A 20279-nucleotide genomic window follows, 5' to 3' on the forward strand; every position below is an offset into this window, starting at 1 on the left:
AGTTACAAGTACTGTGTTTAGTAAAAACCACGCCCCTGACTCAGGGGCGTGGTTTTTTATTGCCCGGGGCAAAGTATATATAGCAAGCTAACTAACAACCCGGCAACCAACAACCCGGCAACCAACAACTTCTTGGCCCCTGCCCCCATCGACCCGTATGAAGGTACTAAAACAAATAAAGGGGCATATTCGCCCCTTTAATTGTTCCTGCACCTGATGATCAAGTGTGGTGCGCAGTATTAGTTCGCAGCCACTTCCTGAACCATACGGATGACTCGCTGAGGAAACGGAATGTCCACACCCTCTGCCCGCAGGCGATCACGTGCGTGCTCGTTGAACATGAACAGAACATCCCAGTAGTTCGGCGTATCCACCCAAACCCGCAGCGACATCGTGATAGCACTCTCACCCAGGGCGGATACCACCACCACAGGGGCCGGATCTTTAAGTACCCGCGGATCATCTGCCAGCATCAGCAGCACCTCACGCACCTTCTGCAGATCCGCGTCGTAATCAACACCGACGTCAAACACCACCTTGCGTGTCGGCTGACGGTTGTAGTTGGTGATGATGCCGTTGGACAGATTACCGTTTGGTACGATCACGGTTTTGTTGTCACCGGTACGCAACACCGTATGAAAGATCTGAATGCTATCGACGGTTCCGCTCACGCTTTGCGCTTCGATCCAGTCACCGATCTTGAACGGACGGAACAACAGAATAAGCACTCCGCCGGCAAAGTTCGCCAGGCTGCCCTGCAACGCCAGGCCAATAGCCAGGCCTGCCGCACCAATGGCCGCGACGAACGACGTGGTCTGGATGCCAATCATTGAGGCAACGCTAACAACCAGCAACACCTTGAGAATGATATTGACCAGGCTGCTGATGAAACCCTGCAACGCCAGATCAGCCTTCCTCAACGCCAGCAAGTGCGCCAGTTTTGCCGTCAACCGGTTGATCAACCACCAGCCTACCGCCAGGGTGATCACTGCCAGCAGCACACGGCTGCCGTATTCCATAATCATCGGGATCCAGGCCTGTGAGGCCTTGATCAACTGATCAACTTCAGCATTCAAATCCACTTGTATCTCCTTGCACCCATATCCGGCGACTTCATTCGTTCAGCGAGACGATAGAACAGCTCAATCGTTTTTGCAGGTCCAGGGAAAATCGGACGTAGATAATCGCCATAGGTTCCCCCGTATTCAGTCACGGAAGTTATTGAACTGCAGCGGCATATCGAAGGTTTTGGCCCGCAGTGCAGCGATCGCTTCTTGCAAGTCGTCACGCTTCTTGCCAGTGATACGCACTTGCTCGCCCTGAATGGAAGCTTGAACCTTGAGCTTGGCGTCCTTGACGTGAGCAACGATTTTCTTCGCCAGCTCCTTGTCGATGCCTTCCTTCAATACGGCTTCCTGCTTCATCAATTTGCCAGAAGCGTAGGCATCCTTGATCTCAAGGCATTGCGCATCAATCTTGCGCTTGATCAGGGCCAGCTTGAGAATCTCGATCATCGCTTCCAGCTGAAAGTCAGCCTCGGCGGTCAAGTTCACGGTCAGGTCCTTCTCCTTGAACTCAAAAGTACCCTTACCCTTAAGGTCATAACGACGATCCAGCTCCTTGACCGCGTTTTCAACGGCGTTGGTGACTTCGTGCTTGTCCAGTTCGGATACCACGTCGAACGACGGCATGTAGTTTTCTCCAATAATAAAGGGCGCGCTCAACACAGATGGAGCACGCCTGACCTGACAGTTAAAATGCGCGGGCATTATAGCGGTTCTTCGACTTCATTCACTTGCGAGTACACATGCCAAATTCGGCCTTGCCTCAAACCTCCTCCAATATGCCGACGCCGTGGCACATTCTCGGCGCCGGGAGCATGGGCATGCTGTGGGCCGCGCGACTGGCGCGTGCCGGCCTGCCTGTCACGCTGATCCTGCGCACCGGCGCGCGCCTGCAAGCCTATCAAGCGGCACAGGGGGTAACTTTAGTTGAAGGTGAGCACTCGCAACTGATACCCATCCGCGCCCAAACACCCGAGGCCGACGAGCCAGTTCAGCGTCTGCTGGTGACCTGCAAGGCCTATGACGCAGAGCACGCCGTCAGGCAGATTGCCGGACGGCTCAGCCCCGATGCCGAACTGATCCTGTTGCAGAATGGCCTTGGCAGTCAGCAAATCGTCGCCGACCTTGTCCCACACAACCGCTGCATCTTTGCCTCAAGCACTGAAGGCGCATTTCGCCAGAGCGACTGGCGCGTAGTGTTTGCCGGCCAAGGCCAGACATGGCTGGGAGATACCAGCGGCGGCGAAGCACCGCAATGGCTTGAAGAACTGCAGCGCAGCGGCATAGCCCACCAGTGGAGCCCGAATATTCTGAGCCGTTTATGGCGAAAACTGGCCCTTAACTGTGCGATCAATCCACTGACCGTACTGCACGACTGTCGTAACGGCGGTTTGCAAGCACACAGTGGCGAAGTCGGCACGCTGTGCACCGAACTCAGTCGCTTGCTTGAACATTGCGGACACCCTGAGGCTGCGATCGATTTGACTGCCGAAGTCAACCGCGTCATCCAGGCCACTGCCAACAACTTTTCTTCCATGCACCAGGATGTCACCCAAGGCCGGCGCACTGAAATCAGCTACCTGCTGGGCTATGCCTGCGCAGCCGCTGCCAATCACCAACTCGCGGCCCCGCACTTGCAGGCGCTGCAACAGCGGCTCAGCAATCACTTGAAGCAGCTTGGATTGCCCTGCAACTGAGGCCCGCGCTACTCTGCGGCCTTGTTCTTCTTGAATGCGACGACCCATGCCCTTGCGCCAGCGCCTTGAAAACCTCCCGGTAGGCCAGAAGTTGCTGGCCGCCCTCCTCGTATTGCTGGCTACCGTGTTGCTGGTGGCCAACCTGACGTTTATCAGTGCTGCGTACTGGATCTCCCACGAGAGCACTGCACCACAAGCCTTGCAGACACTGGGGCAGCTGGCGTCGAAACCCGCACTTATCGCTCACGCACTGGACTCCGAACACAACGCCGAAGCCCTGCTTGAGGAAATTGGCAGCTACGCCCCTCTACGGGCCGCTGCGATTTATGACAGTGCGGGTAATCTTCTGGCGCAATTGCAGCACGGAGAACACCTGCCGCTGCCCGAGCACTACCGCCAGATCGAAGCCTGGCGCCTGACCGAACTGCGCAGCAATCAACTCGCGAAACTCCCCCGGGACCAGGGCCCTCCAGGGCATTTACTGCTGGTCGCCAGCAGCGAACTGCCCATGGCGTTTTACACCGGCACACTCACCGCCAGCCTGGGGATTTTGATCTTCAGCACCTTGCTCTGGTTCGTGATTGCCCGGCAGATCAAACGCCTGATTACCCAACCCATTTACCGACTTGAAGAGCTGTCGCGCCAGGTCACCCGGGAAGAGAACTACGCCTTACGCGCAGCGCCGGGCAACAACGACGAAATCGGCAGCCTCGCCGAGGCATTCAACACCATGCTGTCGCGCATTGAAGCGCGTGAACAGGAACTCAAGCGTGCGCGGGATGAAGCACAAGCAGCGTACGATCAAGCGCAGGCACTCGCAGAAGAAACCCGCAACACCAATCGCAAGCTGGAGCTGGAAGTCCAGGTACGCAGCAAAATCGAGAAAAAACTGACCGGGTTTCAGAAATACCTGAACAGTATTATCGACTCCATGCCTTCAGCCCTGATCGCTCTGGACGAACAACTCTATGTCACCCAGTGGAATCAGGAGGCCAGCGTACTCTCGGGAACGCAACTGGATGAGGCCTTGAATCAGCCGATTGACCTTGCCTTCGAACCCCTCCAGCCCTTCCTGCCACAGCTCAAGGACACCATCGAAAACCACCGGGTCGCTAAAATTGAACGCGTGACCTGGGGCCAGGGCGAAGATGCACGGCACTATGCTCTGACGTTCTACCCGCTGATGGGCGGTGGCGGCCGCGGTGTGGTTATCCGGATTGACGACATTACCCAGCGCCTGTCATTGGAAGACATGATGGTGCAATCCGAGAAGATGCTCTCCGTGGGCGGCCTGGCCGCCGGCATGGCACACGAAATCAATAATCCGCTGGGCGCCATCCTGCATAACGTGCAGAACATTCGCCGGCGCTTGTCCAGCGACCTACCAAAGAATGTGGAACAGGCGCAGCAGGCCGGTATAGAACTGGAGGCTATCAATCGCTACCTGCAAGCCCGTGAAGTACCCAAACTGCTGGATGGCATCCAGCAGGCAGGGGCCAGAGCCGCAAAAATTGTCACCCACATGCTCAGTTTCAGCCGGCGCAGCAATCGACAAATGAGCCCCTGCGATTTGTCTGCGCTCATCGATCAGGCCATAGATATCGCCAGCAATGACTTTGACCTGAGCATTGGCTTTGACTTCAAGGGACACGCCGTTACGCGCCAGTTCGATCCGCAGCTAGGCCCCGTGCCCGTTATTCCCAACGAGCTTGAACAGGTGTTGCTGAACCTGCTGAAAAACGCCGCCCAGGCGATTCACCAGCGCACCGACAAGCGCGAACCGGGACGCATCATCCTGCGTACCAAGCTCAACCCGCCGTGGGCGCAAATACAGGTTGAAGATAACGGCGTCGGCATGCCGGAGCACGTGCGCAAACGGATTTTCGAACCCTTCTTTACCACCAAGGAAGTTGGCCAGGGCACAGGGCTCGGCCTGTCAGTGTCGTACTTCATCATTACCAACAACCACAAGGGCCAAATGGAAGTGCATTCAACCCTGGGTCAGGGCACCTGCTTTACCCTGCGCCTGCCGTTGGCTGGTAACCTGATAGCCGCACAGGAATCAACCAAGGTGGAACTCTAGACATGGGCTTTCGTTTATCGAAAATTTATACCCGCACGGGCGACAAGGGCGAAACCGGCCTGGGTGACGGGCGCCGTGTGCCCAAGGACCATCCGCGAATAGAAGCCATTGGTGAGGTCGACAGCCTTAACAGCCAGGTCGGCCTGTTGCTGGCCGGACTCACCGAGCACAGCGCGCAATGCCCGGGGCTCAATGAGCTGATTGAAGTACTTGAGCCGTGTCAGCATCGGCTGTTTGATCTGGGCGGCGAGTTGGCCATGCCGGCCTACCAGGCGCTCGACAACCTTGAAATCGAAAGACTTGAAGCGGCGATTGACCGCTGGAACGAAGAACTGGGCCCGCTGGAAAACTTCATTCTGCCCGGCGGCTCGAGCCTGATCGCACAAGCTCATGTTTGTCGCAGCCTGGCACGCAGTGCCGAACGTCGCTGCCAACAACTCAATGCAGTTGAGCCCATGACCGGGGCAGGCCTGGCGTATATCAACCGTCTGTCAGATTTACTGTTCGTCGCAGCCCGCCTGATCGCCAAGCGGCAGGGGATCGCTGAAATTCTATGGCAGGCAGCAGCAAAGCCCGGGGCTTGATGGCAGCTCAAAAAGTGCCACCCGCGCGAAGTCACGCACAAGGTTGCGGTCAAAAAGCAGAAAGAGAGTAAAGCGCTGCCCGAAGCGGGCCAGATGCAGGCGGGGGTAAAACATGAAGGCAGCCACTGGGGCTGCCTTCATTTGACATCAGGCTACCGGATTGATTGGCTTTTCCGGGTACCACACGTCCAACAGCGGGCTAACTTCAACGCTGGTCAGCTCTGGGCGAGCTTTCAACCAGGCTTCAACAGCGGCACGCTGCTCTTCGCTGACCGAGCCGCGCTTCTGCAGGCAAACCAGACCGTAGTCGTCGCCGCCAACATAGCCCAGACCGTTAGCTTCCATGGCTTCTTTCAAAAACGCTGCGAGGAATGCATCGATAGCCTCTTCCGACAGGTCTTCTTTGAAATCCAGGTTCAGCTCAAAACCCAGCTCCTGAAATTCATCAACGCACAGTTTTTTGCGCAGACGCTGGGAACGATTAGTAGCCATTGAACAATCCTCATAAGTAATTACGGGCGGCACTTTAGCAGCTTAAGGCCGCAGTTGCCCGGTTCCATGTGAACGGTTCATCGTTTTCTGTATTTAATCAGCCAATACCTGCATCACAGCGATGCACAAGCCCGCTGACCTTGGGGCATAATGCCGATACTTTTATGACTATCGAGGGCTTATTTATCATGCCCTCTTATTTTCTCCCCTCGCCTGCAGGGTTTTACTTCATATGATCAAATCTTTACGACCATTGCTTCTGGCCAGCCTGTTTTTGCCGCTCGCCTTCGGCGCCAACGCCGCCCCCGTCAACACCACCCTTTCGCCAAAAGTCCAGCAAGCCCTCAAGACCAACAAGCTGCAAAACGATGCACTGTCATTGGTCATGATCCCCCTGGATGGCCCCGGCACTCCAACAGTCTTCAATGCCGACGTATCGATGAACCCCGCCTCCACCATGAAGCTGGTGACCACCTACGCGGCCCTGGAAATGCTCGGCCCGACCCATCAGTGGAAAACCGAGTTCTATACCGACGGCACCCTGAGCAACGGCATCCTGCAGGGCAACCTGTACCTCAAGGGTGGTGGCGATCCCAAGCTGAACATGGAAAAACTCTGGCTGCTGATGCGCGACCTGCGAGCCAACGGCGTGCAGCAAATCACCGGCGACCTGGTGCTTGACCGCAGTTTCTTCGAGCAACCACAGCTGCCGGTGTTTGATGACGACGGTAACGACAAGAACAAACCGTTCCTGGTCAAACCCGACTCACTGATGGTCAACCTTAAAGCCCTGCGCTTTGTTGCACGTAATGATGCCGGCAAGGTGCTGATCTCGGTCGAACCACCGATTGCCAGCATCCGGATCGACAATCAGGTAAAGGCCGTCAACACCAAGCAATGCACGGGTGATGTTCGCTACAACCCCGTCACCCAGGCCGACGGGTCGGTCCTGGTCACCGTCAGCGGCCAGCTGGCCGATGGCTGCAACTCCCAGACCTACCTGTCCTTGCTCGACCATGCGACTTATACCGCCGGTGCGGTACGCGCCATCTGGAAAGAACTGGGCGGCAGCATTCAGGGGCAGAACCGTCAGGCCGCCGTGCCCAAAAATGCCAAATTGCTGGCCCGGGCCTACTCACCGGATCTGGCAGAGATCATTCGCGACATCAACAAGTACAGTAACAACACCATGGCCCAGCAACTGTTCCTGAGCCTGGGCGCGCAGTTCCGTAGCGATGCCGATGGTGACGACGCCAAGGCTGCACAGCGTGTCATACGCCAGTGGCTGGCCAAGAAAGGCATTACCGCGCCCCATCTGGTCATGGAGAACGGCTCCGGACTGTCACGGGCCGAACGTGTCAGCGCGCGGGAAATGGCGCAAATGCTCCAGGCCGCCTGGAAAAGTCCGTATGCGGCCGAGTTCATCAGCTCTATGCCCATTGCCGGTAAAGACGGCACCATGCGTAAACGTCTGAAAACCACAGCCATGAACGGCCAGGCCCATATCAAAACCGGCACCCTCAATACCGTGCGCGCGATTTCAGGCTTTAGCCGCGACAGCAACGGTCATACATGGGCAGTCGTGGCCATCCTCAACGACCCTCGCCCATGGGGCGCTTCATCGATTCTCGACCAGGTACTGCTCGACCTGTATCGCCAGCCTGCCCTGGCCAACACCTCGGTATCTATCGCGCAATAAATTTTGCAGGCCCTAGCTACTATGATTCTGTAGCGCCGCGGGCATTTAGCCCACAATAAAAAACGCCCCCGATCACAAGATCGGGGGCGTTTTTATTTATGCCGGTGTCACTGCTCTTACCGAGCCGTGATTTTCCAGGCACGGTGGATTTTGCTGTTGCGGGCAAAGTCCGGATCGATGGTGCTGGCGGTAATTTCTTCTACCGCATAACGCGCTTCCAGATTTTCATCGAGGATGAATTTGCGGAAGTTGTTCGAGAAGTACAACACGCCACCCGGCGCCAGACGCGCCATGGCCAGGTCCAGCAACTGCACATGATCACGCTGGACATCGAAGATGCCTTCCATGCGCTTGGAGTTGGAGAAGGTCGGCGGATCGATAAAGATCAGGTCGTACTCTTCACGGCAGGCATCCAGCCACGCCATCACATCACCCTGCTCCAGACGGTTCTTGTCCGAGAAACCGTTAAGGGACAAGTTGCGTCGCGCCCAGTCCAGGTATGTTTTCGACAGGTCGACGCTGGTAGTGCTGCGTGCGCCGCCCTTGGCCGCGTGAACGCTGGCGGTTGCGGTGTAGCAGTACAGATTGAGGAAGCGCTTGCCGGCCGCTTCTTTCTGAATGCGCATCCGCATCGGGCGGTGGTCAAGGAACAACCCGGTGTCCAGATAGTCCGTGAGGTTCACCAGCAGCTTCACGCCACCCTCATTGACCTCAGTGAACTTGCCCTGGGCGCTTTGACGCTCGTACTGCTTGGTGCCGCTCTGGCGCTCGCGACGTTTGACGATGACGCGGCTTTTATCGATGTTCAGCGCCTGCGGAATTGCCGCCAGGGCATCGAACATACGGGCCGAGGCTTTTTCCGGATCGATGGATTTTGGCGCCACGTATTCCTGGACGTGAACCCAGTCGTGATACAGGTCGATAGCCATCGAGTACTCAGGCATATCGGCGTCGTATACACGGTAGCAATCAATACCTTCGCGCTTGACCCACTTGCCCAGCGCTTTGAGGTTCTTTTGCAGACGGTTGGCAAACATCTGCCCGCCTTCGCTCAAGCGCGGCTGCTCGATCACCACAGGAGCCGGCTTGATCGGGTTGCCGTTCTTGTTGAACTTCTCGTACTTGCCCGGAGCTTCGATGTTGGACGGCAGATCAGATTCGACCTGCTCACGCTCAGCCTGACGCTGCTCAGGCGTGCGGCGCTCGCCAGTGACGAACTGATCCGGGACGACCTTGATCAGCAACAACTTGCACGGCAAGGCGCCGTTCCAGAACGAATACTGTTTGTGACTGCGAATACCCATGCGCTTGCCCAGATCCGGGGCGCCGGTAAACACTGCCGCTTCCCAGTTCAGACAGGCCTGACGCAGGCGCTCGCCAAGGTTCTGGTAGAGATAGAGCAAGCTAGCCTCATCCCCCAGACGCTCGCCGTACGGAGGGTTACAGATAACCAGACCTTTCTGGTTCTGATCAGGACGCGGCTCAAAGGTCGCGACTTCACCCTGGTAGATCTTGATCCAGTGACTCAAGCCCGCACGTTCAATGTTGTTGCGGGCAGGCTGGATCAGACGCGGATCAGCTTCATAGCCACGAATCCACAACGGCGGTTTGGCCATGCCAGCCTCTGCACGCGCCGTGGCTTCTTCATGCAGCTTCTTCCAGATCGCCGGCACATGGCCCAGCCAGGCGTCAAAACCCCAGTGAATACGGTTGAGGTTTGGCGCCATATCGGCAGCAATCATCGCGCCTTCGACCAGGAAGGTACCCACACCGCACATCGGGTCAGCCAGGGCTGCGCCTTCGGCGGCCATACGCGGCCATCCGGCACGGATCAAAATGGCTGCTGCCAGGTTTTCTTTCAGCGGTGCAGCACCTTGCTGCAGACGGTAGCCGCGCTGGTGCAAGCTGCTGCCCGACAAGTCCAGGGACAAAATCGCTTCGCCGCGATCAAGGCGCAAGTGAATGCGAATATCGGGACTGATCTTGTCGATGGAAGGACGCTCGCCGGACGGCGTGCGCAGCTTGTCGACGATGGCGTCTTTAACTTTCAGGGCGCCAAAGTGGGTGTTATCGATGCCTGAGCCATGGCCACTGAATTCAACGGCGAGGGTACCGTCCGGAACCATATGGTCTTGCCATTCGATATCCAGCACACCGTGGTACAGGTCTTCCGCATCTTTCATCGGGAAGCGCTTGAGCACCAGCAACACTCGGTTGGCAAGACGCGACCAGAGGCACAGGCGGTAGGCAGTTTCCATAGTTGCCATGCCACGAATGGCCGAGGTGTGCTCGCGGGCTTCCTCAAGACCAAGGCCGGTAGCCTCCTCAAGGAGAAGGCCTTCAAGGCCTTTGGGACAAGTAAGGAAGAATTCGTAACGATCCGACATGGGATTCCTGAGCTTTTAGCTATCAGTGAGCAGACAACGCATTGCCTGCTCCGTTTTCAATCAAGCGCTTTTCTTGAAGAGCGCTCGTGTGGCACGAAACTGTGCCGTTCCACCCCCGCGATCAGTCATGCCCTGAGGCACGAAGAGTTTAGACGCAGAGGCAGGTCATTCATCGAGAAACAAATGGTCATGATCAGACCCTTCGTCGAATAGTCTCCCAGCGCTATGGATAGGTATTCGCAGCAGAGAATGAAACACATCATCTTTGTAAACACTCGCCCTATCAGGCTTTGGGCGAAACCGGCCATGCAAAAGCAGCCGTTCTTATGGCCTTAACACCATTATCGTTACGTCCTTATGACAAAACGATCATTCACACGCCTTGGCGCATTGGTTAGAACTGAACCTAGGTTGTCGCCGCACAGGCGCCAACAAAATGCTCGCCACGCCGGCAGCGAGCACACCAACGGCAGAACACTCTGCCCCGACCCTTGGTAGGTCGACGCTATATAAAACAGTCAACAAGTGAGGGCAACACCCTATGAGAAGACTTAAGCGTGATCCGTTGGAAAAAGCTTTTATACGCGGATATCAATACGGCGTTCATGGAAAGTCCCGTGAGCTTTGCCCTTTTACTCTACCGTCGGTACGCCAAGCCTGGATTAACGGCTGGCGCGAAGGACGCGGCGACAACTGGGACGGTATGACTGGCACTGCGGGCATCCACAAACTCAACGAACTCCACGCCGTCGGCTAACACCGGGCATAATCCGACATCACCTCGAAGATGTAACGACTTAACCATGCCGTCCTATCCGGGCGGCGGGCTTCGGCCCAAGGGCTCCTTTTGGGAGCCCTTTTTTATGCCTGCCTGTCGACGCAATTACCCTTTTGCAAACTTTTATTTGCGAACCAGAGCAGAAATGGCGTCGACCGACTCACGAATCAAGGCTGGCCCCTTGTAGATAAAGCCCGAGTAGAGCTGGACCAGGCTAGCACCAGCAGCGATTTTATCAGCTGCGTACTTGCCTTCAGTGATCCCGCCGGCGGCAATGATCGGCATGCGCCCTGCCAGCTCTGCCGCCAGTACCTTGACCGTATGGGTGCTCTTGTCGCGAACCGGCGCGCCAGACAGACCACCGGCCTCGTCACCATGCTCCATACCCTCAACCCCGACACGACTCAGGGTGGTGTTGGTCGCAATCACTGCATCCATCCCCGTCTCAAGCAGTGCCTGGGCCACCAGGACGGTTTCTTCGTCAGTCATGTCCGGGGCAATCTTGATCGCCAGCGGTACTCGTTTGCCGTGGCGTTGCGTCAGTTCGTTCTGACGCAGTTGTAGGGCTTCAAGCAATTGCTTGAGCGAATCACCGAATTGCAGGCTGCGCAATCCAGGTGTATTCGGCGAACTGACGTTGACCGTTACATAGCTGGCGTGGGTATACACCTTGTCCAGGCAGATCAGGTAGTCGTCGACTGCGCGCTCAACCGGTGTATCGAAGTTCTTGCCAATATTGATGCCCAGAATACCGCTGTACCTGGCAGCCTGAACCCGCGTCAGCAGGTGATCAACCCCAAGGTTGTTAAACCCCATACGATTGATGATTGCCTGTGCTTCAGGCAATCGAAAGATTCTCGGTTTCGGGTTGCCTGGCTGAGGGCGCGGCGTAACCGTACCAATCTCGACGAAGCCAAAACCCAGCTGTGCAAAGCCATCAATGGCCGCACCATTTTTATCGAGACCTGCCGCCAACCCCACCGGGTTCGGAAAATCGAGTCCCATGACGGTCACTGGCAGTTTTGCCGGTGTCTTGCACAACAAACTGTTGAGCCCCAGACGGCCACCCGCACCGATCAAATCCAGGGACAGATCGTGAGAGGTTTCTGGGGATAGTTTGAAGAGCAACTGGCGGGCCAGGTTATACATGGGCTCAATGGTCTCGAAGATGACTTGAATAGGGGCGCGATTATAGCCGCGCATCCCCTGCGCAAGCGAGGGGCAGACGCATCACAATGCCCCTGCCGGGCTAAATCGCAGGCAAAGAAAAACCCGGCCTAAGCCGGGTTTTTCTGAACAGCCTAGCTAAAAATTACTTAGCTTCTGCTTGAACGGTAGCTTCTACGCGACGGTTCAGAGCACGGCCTTCTTCAGTTGCGTTGCTTGCAACTGGGTTCGCTTCACCGTGACCAACAGCGTCTACACGGTTAGCTGCAACACCTTGGTTAACCAGAGCTGCACGAACAGCGTCAGCACGACGTTGCGACAGTTTTTGGTTGTAGGCGTCTGGACCGATGCTGTCAGTGTAACCAGCAACAGTAGTGTTGGTCGCAGGGTACTGCTTCATGAAATCAGCAACGTTGTTGATGTCAGGCATGTACTGCGATTTAACAACCGACTTGTCGAAGTCGAATTTCACGTCAAGTTCAACGCGAACCACTTCAGCGATCGGAGCTTCTGGCTCTGGCTCAGCAACTGGTGCTGGCGCTGGAACTGGAGCAGGAGCAACTTTACCGCCGTTGCCGCCGAAGTTCACACCCAGGCCAACGGTAGGAGCGTAGTCCCACTTGCCGTTGTCCAGTTTGTAGTCAGCTTCAACGCCTGCACGGGCGAACAGGTTGTCAGTGATGTACCACTTAACACCAGCGCCTGCAGTCAGGAAAGTCGACTTGTCGCGACCGCTGTGGCCATTGGCCTCAACGCCGGTCATGCTCTTGTGAGCAACACCGCCGGAAACGTATGGACGCAGAGCGTCACCTACGGTGCCGAAGTGGTACTGAGCGTTCAGACCAAAGTTGTCGCCTTTGATTTTCTGATGGTCACCCTTGGTGGAACGGGTGTGGTTAGTCGTGTCGTAGGTCAGGTTCAACGAAACGTCGTCGGTCAGGAAGTAACCGATCGATGCGCCTGGGTTGTAACCGTCTTCTACGGACTTGACGCTGTCGTTGTACTGTTTTTTGTAGAACAGTTCACCCTCGACCGCGCCTTGGCCTTGTGCCAGGGCACCGAACGAAGTTGCGGCTACAAAGGAACCAATGGCAATGCCCAAGGTGTTTTTCAGTTTCATCCGTTAAATCCCCATCTGGTGATTGTAAAGCAGTCCCACATATCCGGGGGACAACTCGGCGACAAGTCTATCAGACCTTGCCTACACGTAGAGCAATTTGCGCTGAACTAAGTTTCAGCAATACCTGCAAATTTCTCACGTAATTTATCAAGAGCACGCTTGTAACGCATCTTTGTCGCACTCAAACCCATATGCATTATGTCTGCGATTTCCTGAAATTCCAGTTCTGCGACAAAACGCAGCACTAAAATTTCACGATCTATCGGGTTCACATGCACCAGCCAGCGATCAAGTCCGCCCTTTTCCTCAGGTTTCGGCGCCTTTTCTTCGGACGCTTCCTCGAGGGGGTCAATACTTAATGCGTCCATCAAGCGACGCTTTCGCCGTTCCTTTCGATACTGCGTAATACATTCGTTGTAAGTAATACTATATAGCCATGTTTTGAATTTCGATTTGCCCTCGAAATTCTTCAGACCATACAGCACCTTTAGCATCACTTCCTGACAGACATCATCAGCGTCCCTATCGTTCCCTAAATATCTTGAACAAACGTTGAACAAGGTGCGCTGATAGCGTCGCATCAGTTCTTCATAGGCGCGCGTGACGTGAAACAACTCATCATGCGCGCGCGCCACCAACTCCTCATCAGAGAGCTCGCGGGGGTCGTAGCGCATGGATAGCGATTGGGCTTTATTCAAAACGAGTCGTGCCGACAGTCAGGTCAATGTCCGCCGCAGCCTTGAAAACAGGCTTTTTTGCGGTGGCATACATTAGCAGGGTTTGCCGCATCAGCGGCTGGTCACGTGCTGCTCCAGCAAGATCCGATTAGAGATGGAGACTAGCTCACCCTCATCAGTCAGCAACGTGGTTTTAACCGTGCCTATTTCTTCAATCTGACCTGCAACCTCACCCACTCGAACGTCCTGCCCAACCTGATACAGCTCACGCACATAGATCCCGGCGAGGATCTGCCCTGCAATCTCCCGACTTCCCAGCCCCATGGCCAGGGCCACAGCCAGGCCAACGGTAATCAGTACAATCACAATTACATGGTTAAGCAGGTCAGTCTTGACCTCCAGCTGGCTGATTGCCACGGAAATACTGATGATGATCACCAGACCCTGTGCCACACGCCCCAGACCGCCTGCGTAATCAAACCCGACACTCTCGGCAGCGCCACGTACAAGACCGTTGAGCAACTGTGCAACCAGCACACCTACCAACAACACTAGCAGCGCACCAAAGACCTTGGGCAAATACAGCGTAAAGATGTCAAGCGTAGCAGAGACACGTTCCAGCCCCAGCGACTGCGCGGCGGAGACCAGAAAGATCAGCAGAATAAACCAATAGACGATTTTGCCAATCAGGGTCGAAATCGGGACCTGAATGCCTGCGCGCCCCAGAATCTTGGTGAGACCGGTACCGCCCATCAAACGGTCAAGACCCAACTTGGCGAGCAGCTTCGACAGCAGGGTATCCAGCAGCTTGGCTACAACGAAGCCCAGCAGCACCACCACCAACGCCCCGAAAAGGTTAGGGATGAAGTTGGCAATTTTAGTCCACAAGGCAGTCATTGCCGTGACCAGGCTCTGGGTCCAGAGATCAAGTTCCATGTTCAATCAGCCTTATCAGCAGGGCGAGCAACAGGTTTGCGTCGCGAAACGGGCGCAATATGAGCCGAACCGCTGTTCAAAGCAATCATCAGTGCTTGCACCCAGCGCCCCAGCAAGCTGAAAAGATCGCCCGCGCCTACCTGGCGGTTAGCGGTTTTCAGTACTCGGCCCAGGCAGGCGTCATCGTCCCGCGAGGACGGCGGCGCCTTGAGCATTTCACGTAATGACTGTTCAAACGGATCGTGCATAAGCACCTCTCGGTATGTCTGTAAAAGACGCGAACAACTTTATCGGCGTCACATGCGCCCCGTTCAAAGCCACTGCAAACGACGATAAAACCACCACTGACCGACACCAATGATCAGCATCAAAATGCAAATCACGGCAAAACCATAGGGGTCGTTGGAGAGCGGTACACCGCCCACGTTGATCCCGAGCAAACCGGTAAGAAAGGTGATGGGCAGGAATATCCCGGTAAGCACGCCGAAGCGATACATGATGCGGCTCATGCGCACGTTCAAACGACGATCTTCAGCCTCAAGGACCAGCCCCACGCGCTCGCGGGTCAACTCGAGTTCTTCCAGATAGCGGGTCAGGCTGTTGTTCAGTTCGTTCCAGTAATCAGCATCATCAGAGCTGAACCACGGTAATTTTGTCCGTGTGAGCTGTCCGAAAATATCCCTTTGCGGTGCCAGAAAACGACGCAAAGCGGCAGCCCTCCGACGAATCTGCAGAATAGATCCATGCTCCGGCGTATACCGTTCGTCGGCATCTATTTTATCTTCTTCGTCATCGACGATTTCTGACAGCTCGCTTATCAAATCCTGCACCTTCAATGTCAGGTGCTGAGCCAGATAAAGGATCAGTTCAGCCGGATTTTTTGGGCCTTCACCCACGGCAAACTCACCGAGCAGCTCGTCAGTGGCCCGCAACGGACGCATCCGCAAAGAAATAACCCGCTGGGCACTGCCAAAGATCCGCAGCGAGACCATGTCTTCGGGCTCTGCCCCGGGGTTCAGATTGACCCCGCGCAAAAACAGCAGCAGCTCACTGTCGGGCAGTGACAGCAAACGAGGACGGGTGTTTTCTTCAAGCAGCAAATCACAGCTGAAGTCACTTAAACCACTGGAGTCCCGCAACCAGCTCTGGGTTTGCGGGTGACTGCGATCCCAATGCAACCAAATGCTTTCATGCGCCTGCAACTGCAGACCGTTCAGCTCGGTACGAGCGATCGAGCGCGCACCGCCTTCACCGTCCAGCACCAGCGCATGCACCAGCCCCCATTGAGCGTTTTCGTCCTCGAACATCCATGATCCTTAGTGTTAAAGCTTTTAGTCCGGCATTTTCAGAGCAACTGGAGAAATGATAACGCCATTGTTATCGGCGTAAATGAATTCTCCGGGACGAAATGTGACACCTGCAAACGTCACTGGCACATTCACATCACCAAGACCACGCCTGACGGACTTCAGCGGGTGGCTGGCCAAGGCCTGCACCCCCAGGTCAGTTTGAGCGAGAACATCGACATCACGGATACAACCGTAAATCACCAGCCCTTCCCAACCGTTCTTCGATGCTTTTTCGGCAATCATGTCGCCCAGCAGGGCATGACGCAGAGAGCCCCCGCCATCAACAACCAGGACTTTGCCCTTGCCATTGAGCTCGGCTTGCTCCTTGACCCGGGAATTGTCCTCGAAGCACTTGATGGTCACGATCTCACCACCAAAGGAGTCCCGTCCGCCAAAATTGCTGAACATCGGCTCAAGCACCTGGACAGACTCAGGGTAGGCATCACACAGATCGGGAGTGATGTAGTGATTCATGGAATAACTCCTGTTTCGGATGGCGCAGCAGGGAGAAATACGACAACACTACTTTATAGACGCTCTGGTACAGGCTGACTGTATATGTTTACGCATCCATCAGCGAGATCAGAGCACAAGCCAGGACGCCAAATGTGACCATAATCACAAGCGGCGTCACCGACCTGCCAGCACCTGCAGCACTCAGCGCCCCGGATTAAAAACCGCTGACCCGGGCATGCCCTTCTTCGGCCGCCGGCACGGAGTGCTGCATCAACCAGTTACGCACCAACGGCCAGACTTCCTGCCGAGCCGCCTGGCTAACCAGCATTTCTACGTGACTGAAGTCAGAAGTGAAACCCTGCTGGCGCCCCAACGTGACAAAAGTACGCTGCTGCGAGCCCAACTGATCGTAGAGTTTTCGGCACGCCCACTCCGGCGTTTGCTGATCGCCCGCGGCAGCAACGGCCAGTACCGGCACCTGAACCTCGGCCAGCCCTGCCCACCAATCTCTTTGTGCATCTTTGAAGCCACCCATGAAACCATTCCAGCGCAAGGTTTCCAGGGCCATGCTGATGGGCTCGTCTTCCGGACCACGCTTAAGCCGCGAACCCGAGAGCTGCGCAAAGCGCTTCAACAGCAGATAAGCGCACCACTGCACCGGCGGAATTTTCAGTGACCAGTAACGGCGGTTGATCTGGCACCCAAAAAATGCCGCCGAGGCCACGTCCTCATCCCCCAGATACTGTCCACCAAGGGCCGCTGCCAGGCTGATGCCGCCTTGAGAGTGACCGATCCAGTGCGGGATATCCCCGCTTTGCTCGCGCACGAATGCGCCAATGGCCGGCAAATCATAACGGGCGTAATCCGCCACCCGATTCTTGCCCCAATGGATATTGCGTGACGAAAGACCATGACCGCGCATTTCGGGCAACCACACATCAAAGCCGGCCCGGGCCAGAAATGCCCCCAACCCCACACCTTTGGGCGAGTACCAGAACCGACGATTGGAAAAGCTGCCGTGCAACAGGATAACCGGCACACCGCACACTTCGCTGGCGTCAGCCATGCCCAGGCGCGTCACCACCAGCTCCACGGAAATGTCCGGGCTATTGGCGGGTTTCAAGCGATAAACGTCTTCGCTTAGATCACCCCGACGCTCAGCGCTAATCAGGGCAACGGGAAAAAGATGACTGCTGCTTTGCATAATGCTCTTGCACAAAAAAGGGCGACTCCATAGAGGAACTCGCCCTACCACTGCTTATAAAGAGCAGAGCAGCCCATTGGCTGCCCCGCCCTTCTCTCAACGACTCAAGCCTGGGCTTGACCTTCCGCCAGGAAGAACCAGGTTTCCAGCACGGTGTCAGGGTTCAGGGACACACTTTCAATGCCCTGCTCCATCAACCACAGCGCCAGATCCGGATGATCGGACGGGCCCTGACCGCAAATACCGATGTACTTGCCAGCCTTGTTGCAGGCCTGGATAGCATTGGACAGCAGCTTTTTAACTGCCGGGTTACGCTCGTCAAACAAATGTGCGATGACACCGGAGTCGCGGTCCAGCCCCAGGGTCAACTGGGTCAGGTCGTTGGAACCGATGGAGAAACCGTCGAAGAACTCAAGGAACTCTTCAGCCAGAATCGCGTTGGACGGCAACTCGCACATCATGATGATGCGCAGGCCGTTTTCGCCACGCTTGAGGCCGTTTTCAGCCAGCAGGTCGATGACCTGGCTCGCCTCACCCAGGGTGCGCACGAACGGCACCATGATTTCGACGTTGGTGAAGCCCATCTCGTTGCGCACACGCTTGAGGGCGCGGCACTCGAGCTCGAAACAATCACGGAAGTTTTCGCTGATGTAACGCGAAGCACCGCGGAAGCCCAGCATCGGGTTCTCTTCTTCCGGCTCGTACAGCTTGCCGCCGATCAGGTTCGCGTATTCGTTGGACTTGAAGTCCGACAGACGCACTATCACTTTCTTCGGAGTGAAGGCACCGGCCAGGGTACTGATGCCTTCAACCAGTTTCTCGACATAGAAACCGACCGGGTCGTCATAGCCAGCGATACGCTTGTCGACGCTGTCCTTGATTTCCTGAGGCAGACCGTCGTAGTTCAGCAGTGCCTTGGGGTGCACACCGATCATACGGTTGATGATGAATTCCAGACGGGCCAGACCCACACCGGCGTTCGGCAACTGTGCGAAGTCAAACGCGCGATCCGGGTTACCGACGTTCATCATGATTTTGAACGGCAGTTCCGGCATGGCATCAACCGAGTTTTTCTTGATATCGAAGCCCAGTTCGCCTTCGAAGATGAAACCGGTGTCACCTTCGGCACAGGAAACAGTCACGCCCTGGCCGTCTTTCAACAACTGGGTTGCGTTGCCGCAACCGACCACGGCCGGAATCCCCAGCTCTCGCGCGATGATCGCCGCGTGACAGGTACGCCCGCCACGGTTGGTGACGATGGCGCTGGCGCGCTTCATGACCGGTTCCCAGTCCGGGTCAGTCATGTCAGAGACCAGAACGTCGCCCGGCTGGACTTTGTCCATCTCGGACACGTCCTTGATGATGCGCACCTTGCCTGCGCCGATACGCTGACCGATTGCCCGACCTTCCACCAGCACCGTGCCGGTTTCTTTCAACAGATAGCGTTCCATGACATTGCCGGCACTGCGGCTTTTCACGGTTTCAGGACGCGCCTGAACGATGTACAGCTTGCCGTCGTCACCGTCTTTGGCCCATTCGATGTCCATCGGGCACTTGTAGTGCTTCTCGATGATCATCGCCTGCTTGGCCAGCTCGCTGACTTCAGCGTCGGTCAGGCAGAAGCGGGCACGGTCGGCCTTGTCAACGTCGATCACCTTGACCGACTTGCCGGCGCTGGCTTCTTCGCCGTAAATCATCTTGATTGCCTTGCTGCCCAGGTTGCGGCGCAAAATCGCCGGGCGACCGGCTTCCAGAGTCTGCTTGTGGACGTAGAACTCGTCCGGGTTGACCGCGCCCTGCACAACGGTTTCGCCCAGGCCGTAGGCGCCGGTGATAAACACTACATCACGGAAACCCGACTCGGTGTCCAGGGTGAACATCACACCCGCGGTGCCGGTTTCGGAGCGCACCATGCGCTGCACACCTGCCGACAGGGCGACCAGTTTGTGGTCAAAACCCTGGTGCACGCGGTAAGAAATCGCACGATCGTTGAACAAGGAGGCAAATACCTCTTTGGCCGCACGGATCACGTTCTCGACACCACGGATGTTCAGAAAAGTTTCTTGCTGACCGGCAAAGGAGGCATCCGGCAGATCTTCGGCGGTGGCCGAGGAGCGCACGGCAACAGCCATGTCCGGGTTGCCCTGGGACAAGGTTGCGAAAGCGGTACGGATTTCTGCGTTGAGCTTTTCCGGGAACTCGGCTTCCATGATCCATTGACGGATCTGGGCACCGGTGCGGGCCAGGGCGTTCACGTCATCGACATCCAGCGCGTCCAGCGCCGCATGAATCTGATCGTTCAAGCCGCTCAGCTCAAGAAAATCACGATATGCCTGGGAGGTGGTGGCAAAACCACCGGGAACCGAAACACCAGCGCCTGCAAGATTACTGATCATCTCGCCGAGGGATGCGTTCTTGCCCCCCACATGCTCTACATCATGGACGCCGAGCTTATCGAGGGAAACTACGTACTCTACCAAGGTGATCTCTCCACTAACTGTGTTGGAAAAGCTCAGGGCGCTGAATGCTCATCTGGGGGGCATCGCAGCGATTGTGGCCTGGACCTGGAAAATAAGTGACACTGCC

At 56.2% G+C, this 20279-nt stretch carries 18 protein-coding genes; 5 read left to right on the plus strand and 13 right to left on the minus strand.

What is annotated here, in order from left to right; translation table 11 throughout:
- Window positions 1–239: 239 nt before the first annotated feature.
- On the minus strand, window positions 240–1082 hold the full coding sequence (locus WG29040_RS17305; protein ID WP_003441197.1) for a mechanosensitive ion channel family protein: 843 nt from the start codon (window positions 1080–1082) through the stop codon (window positions 240–242).
- Window positions 1083–1205: 123 nt separating this feature from the next.
- Complete coding sequence (locus WG29040_RS17310; RefSeq protein ID WP_003441196.1) at window positions 1206–1691, minus strand: YajQ family cyclic di-GMP-binding protein; 486 nt, start codon at window positions 1689–1691, stop codon at window positions 1206–1208.
- A 152-nt stretch (window positions 1692–1843) separates the two neighbouring features.
- Between WG29040_RS17310 and WG29040_RS17315 the strand changes: the two genes are divergently transcribed.
- Genes WG29040_RS17315 through WG29040_RS17325 form a run of 3 tightly spaced genes read left to right on the plus strand, consistent with a single transcriptional unit; the run spans window position 1844 to window position 5428 of the window.
- The gene (locus WG29040_RS17315) at window positions 1844–2761 is read left to right on the plus strand and encodes a putative 2-dehydropantoate 2-reductase (protein ID WP_127196609.1); all 918 of its coding nucleotides are present in this window, start codon (window positions 1844–1846) and stop codon (window positions 2759–2761) included.
- A gap of 46 nt (window positions 2762–2807) precedes the next feature.
- Window positions 2808–4844, plus strand: a complete 2037-nt coding sequence (locus WG29040_RS17320; RefSeq protein WP_003441194.1) for a HAMP domain-containing sensor histidine kinase — start codon at window positions 2808–2810, stop codon at window positions 4842–4844.
- A gap of 2 nt (window positions 4845–4846) precedes the next feature.
- A complete protein-coding gene (locus WG29040_RS17325) occupies window positions 4847–5428 on the plus strand; it encodes a cob(I)yrinic acid a,c-diamide adenosyltransferase (protein WP_003441193.1) in 582 nt (193 codons plus the stop codon).
- Between the two features lie 147 nt (window positions 5429–5575).
- On the opposite strand, the gene WG29040_RS17330 is transcribed toward WG29040_RS17325, so the two are convergent.
- Window positions 5576–5920 (minus strand): YggL family protein, encoded by a 345-nt coding sequence (locus WG29040_RS17330; protein WP_003441192.1) that lies wholly within the window; start codon window positions 5918–5920, stop codon window positions 5576–5578.
- Between the two features lie 232 nt (window positions 5921–6152).
- Between WG29040_RS17330 and dacB the strand changes: the two genes are divergently transcribed.
- Window positions 6153–7619 carry a D-alanyl-D-alanine carboxypeptidase/D-alanyl-D-alanine-endopeptidase gene (gene dacB, locus WG29040_RS17335; protein WP_127196582.1) on the plus strand — a complete coding sequence of 489 codons (1467 nt, stop codon included), beginning with the start codon at window positions 6153–6155 and terminating at the stop codon, window positions 7617–7619.
- A 116-nt stretch (window positions 7620–7735) separates the two neighbouring features.
- Here the strand turns inward: dacB and rlmKL are convergent, their stop codons facing one another.
- Entirely contained in the window at window positions 7736–10006 is a 2271-nt protein-coding gene (rlmKL, locus tag WG29040_RS17340; RefSeq protein WP_003441183.1) for a bifunctional 23S rRNA (guanine(2069)-N(7))-methyltransferase RlmK/23S rRNA (guanine(2445)-N(2))-methyltransferase RlmL, read from the minus strand.
- 541 nt (window positions 10007–10547) lie between these two features.
- Here rlmKL and rmf point away from each other — a divergent pair.
- Entirely contained in the window at window positions 10548–10763 is a 216-nt protein-coding gene (rmf, locus tag WG29040_RS17350) for a ribosome modulation factor (protein ID WP_003441178.1), read from the plus strand.
- 144 nt (window positions 10764–10907) lie between these two features.
- Here rmf and WG29040_RS17355 read toward each other — a convergent pair whose 3' ends face one another.
- The 9 genes from WG29040_RS17355 to ppsA form a co-directional block, all read right to left on the minus strand.
- Window positions 10908–11933 (minus strand): quinone-dependent dihydroorotate dehydrogenase, encoded by a 1026-nt coding sequence (locus WG29040_RS17355; protein WP_127196610.1) that lies wholly within the window; start codon window positions 11931–11933, stop codon window positions 10908–10910.
- Between the two features lie 163 nt (window positions 11934–12096).
- Entirely contained in the window at window positions 12097–13071 is a 975-nt protein-coding gene (locus WG29040_RS17360; protein WP_003441173.1) for an OmpA family protein, read from the minus strand.
- Window positions 13072–13178: 107 nt separating this feature from the next.
- The gene (sigX, locus tag WG29040_RS17365) at window positions 13179–13769 is read right to left on the minus strand and encodes an RNA polymerase sigma factor SigX (protein ID WP_029612359.1); all 591 of its coding nucleotides are present in this window, start codon (window positions 13767–13769) and stop codon (window positions 13179–13181) included.
- Between the two features lie 90 nt (window positions 13770–13859).
- A complete protein-coding gene (locus WG29040_RS17370) occupies window positions 13860–14684 on the minus strand; it encodes a mechanosensitive ion channel domain-containing protein (protein ID WP_003441169.1) in 825 nt (274 codons plus the stop codon).
- Between the two features lie 2 nt (window positions 14685–14686).
- A complete protein-coding gene (locus WG29040_RS17375; protein ID WP_127196583.1) occupies window positions 14687–14932 on the minus strand; it encodes a CrfX protein in 246 nt (81 codons plus the stop codon).
- 63 nt (window positions 14933–14995) lie between these two features.
- Entirely contained in the window at window positions 14996–15991 is a 996-nt protein-coding gene (locus WG29040_RS17380) for a CorA family divalent cation transporter (RefSeq protein WP_003441165.1), read from the minus strand.
- A gap of 24 nt (window positions 15992–16015) precedes the next feature.
- Window positions 16016–16507: a ribonuclease E activity regulator RraA gene (gene rraA, locus WG29040_RS17385; RefSeq protein ID WP_003441164.1), complete on the minus strand. Its 492-nt coding sequence runs from the start codon at window positions 16505–16507 to the stop codon at window positions 16016–16018.
- Window positions 16508–16703: 196 nt separating this feature from the next.
- Complete coding sequence (locus tag WG29040_RS17390; RefSeq protein ID WP_127196584.1) at window positions 16704–17693, minus strand: alpha/beta fold hydrolase; 990 nt, start codon at window positions 17691–17693, stop codon at window positions 16704–16706.
- Window positions 17694–17797: 104 nt separating this feature from the next.
- On the minus strand, window positions 17798–20173 hold the full coding sequence (ppsA, locus tag WG29040_RS17395; RefSeq protein ID WP_010655860.1) for a phosphoenolpyruvate synthase: 2376 nt from the start codon (window positions 20171–20173) through the stop codon (window positions 17798–17800).
- Between the last annotated feature and the right edge of the window lie 106 nt (window positions 20174–20279).

Source organism: Pseudomonas sp. PAMC 29040 (assembly GCF_003994535.1).
GTDB classification, from domain to species: Bacteria; Pseudomonadota; Gammaproteobacteria; order Pseudomonadales; family Pseudomonadaceae; genus Aquipseudomonas; species Aquipseudomonas paraversuta.

Bases quoted from the DNA above. Each gene is read 5' to 3' on its own strand.
- WG29040_RS17310 (WP_003441196.1), bottom strand. From the start codon at position 1,691: ATGCCGTCGTTCGACGTGGTATCCGAACTGGACAAGCACGAAGTCACC.
- WG29040_RS17315 (WP_127196609.1), top strand. From the start codon at position 1,844: ATGCCGACGCCGTGGCACATTCTCGGCGCCGGGAGCATGGGCATGCTG.
- WG29040_RS17320 (WP_003441194.1), top strand. From the start codon at position 2,808: ATGCCCTTGCGCCAGCGCCTTGAAAACCTCCCGGTAGGCCAGAAGTTG.
- WG29040_RS17325 (WP_003441193.1), top strand. From the start codon at position 4,847: ATGGGCTTTCGTTTATCGAAAATTTATACCCGCACGGGCGACAAGGGC.
- WG29040_RS17330 (WP_003441192.1), bottom strand. From the start codon at position 5,920: ATGGCTACTAATCGTTCCCAGCGTCTGCGCAAAAAACTGTGCGTTGAT.
- dacB (WP_127196582.1), top strand. From the start codon at position 6,153: ATGATCAAATCTTTACGACCATTGCTTCTGGCCAGCCTGTTTTTGCCG.
- rlmKL (WP_003441183.1), bottom strand. From the start codon at position 10,006: ATGTCGGATCGTTACGAATTCTTCCTTACTTGTCCCAAAGGCCTTGAA.
- rmf (WP_003441178.1), top strand. From the start codon at position 10,548: ATGAGAAGACTTAAGCGTGATCCGTTGGAAAAAGCTTTTATACGCGGA.
- WG29040_RS17355 (WP_127196610.1), bottom strand. From the start codon at position 11,933: ATGTATAACCTGGCCCGCCAGTTGCTCTTCAAACTATCCCCAGAAACC.
- WG29040_RS17360 (WP_003441173.1), bottom strand. From the start codon at position 13,071: ATGAAACTGAAAAACACCTTGGGCATTGCCATTGGTTCCTTTGTAGCC.
- WG29040_RS17370 (WP_003441169.1), bottom strand. From the start codon at position 14,684: ATGGAACTTGATCTCTGGACCCAGAGCCTGGTCACGGCAATGACTGCC.
- WG29040_RS17375 (WP_127196583.1), bottom strand. From the start codon at position 14,932: ATGCACGATCCGTTTGAACAGTCATTACGTGAAATGCTCAAGGCGCCG.
- WG29040_RS17380 (WP_003441165.1), bottom strand. From the start codon at position 15,991: ATGTTCGAGGACGAAAACGCTCAATGGGGGCTGGTGCATGCGCTGGTG.
- rraA (WP_003441164.1), bottom strand. From the start codon at position 16,507: ATGAATCACTACATCACTCCCGATCTGTGTGATGCCTACCCTGAGTCT.
- WG29040_RS17390 (WP_127196584.1), bottom strand. From the start codon at position 17,693: ATGCAAAGCAGCAGTCATCTTTTTCCCGTTGCCCTGATTAGCGCTGAG.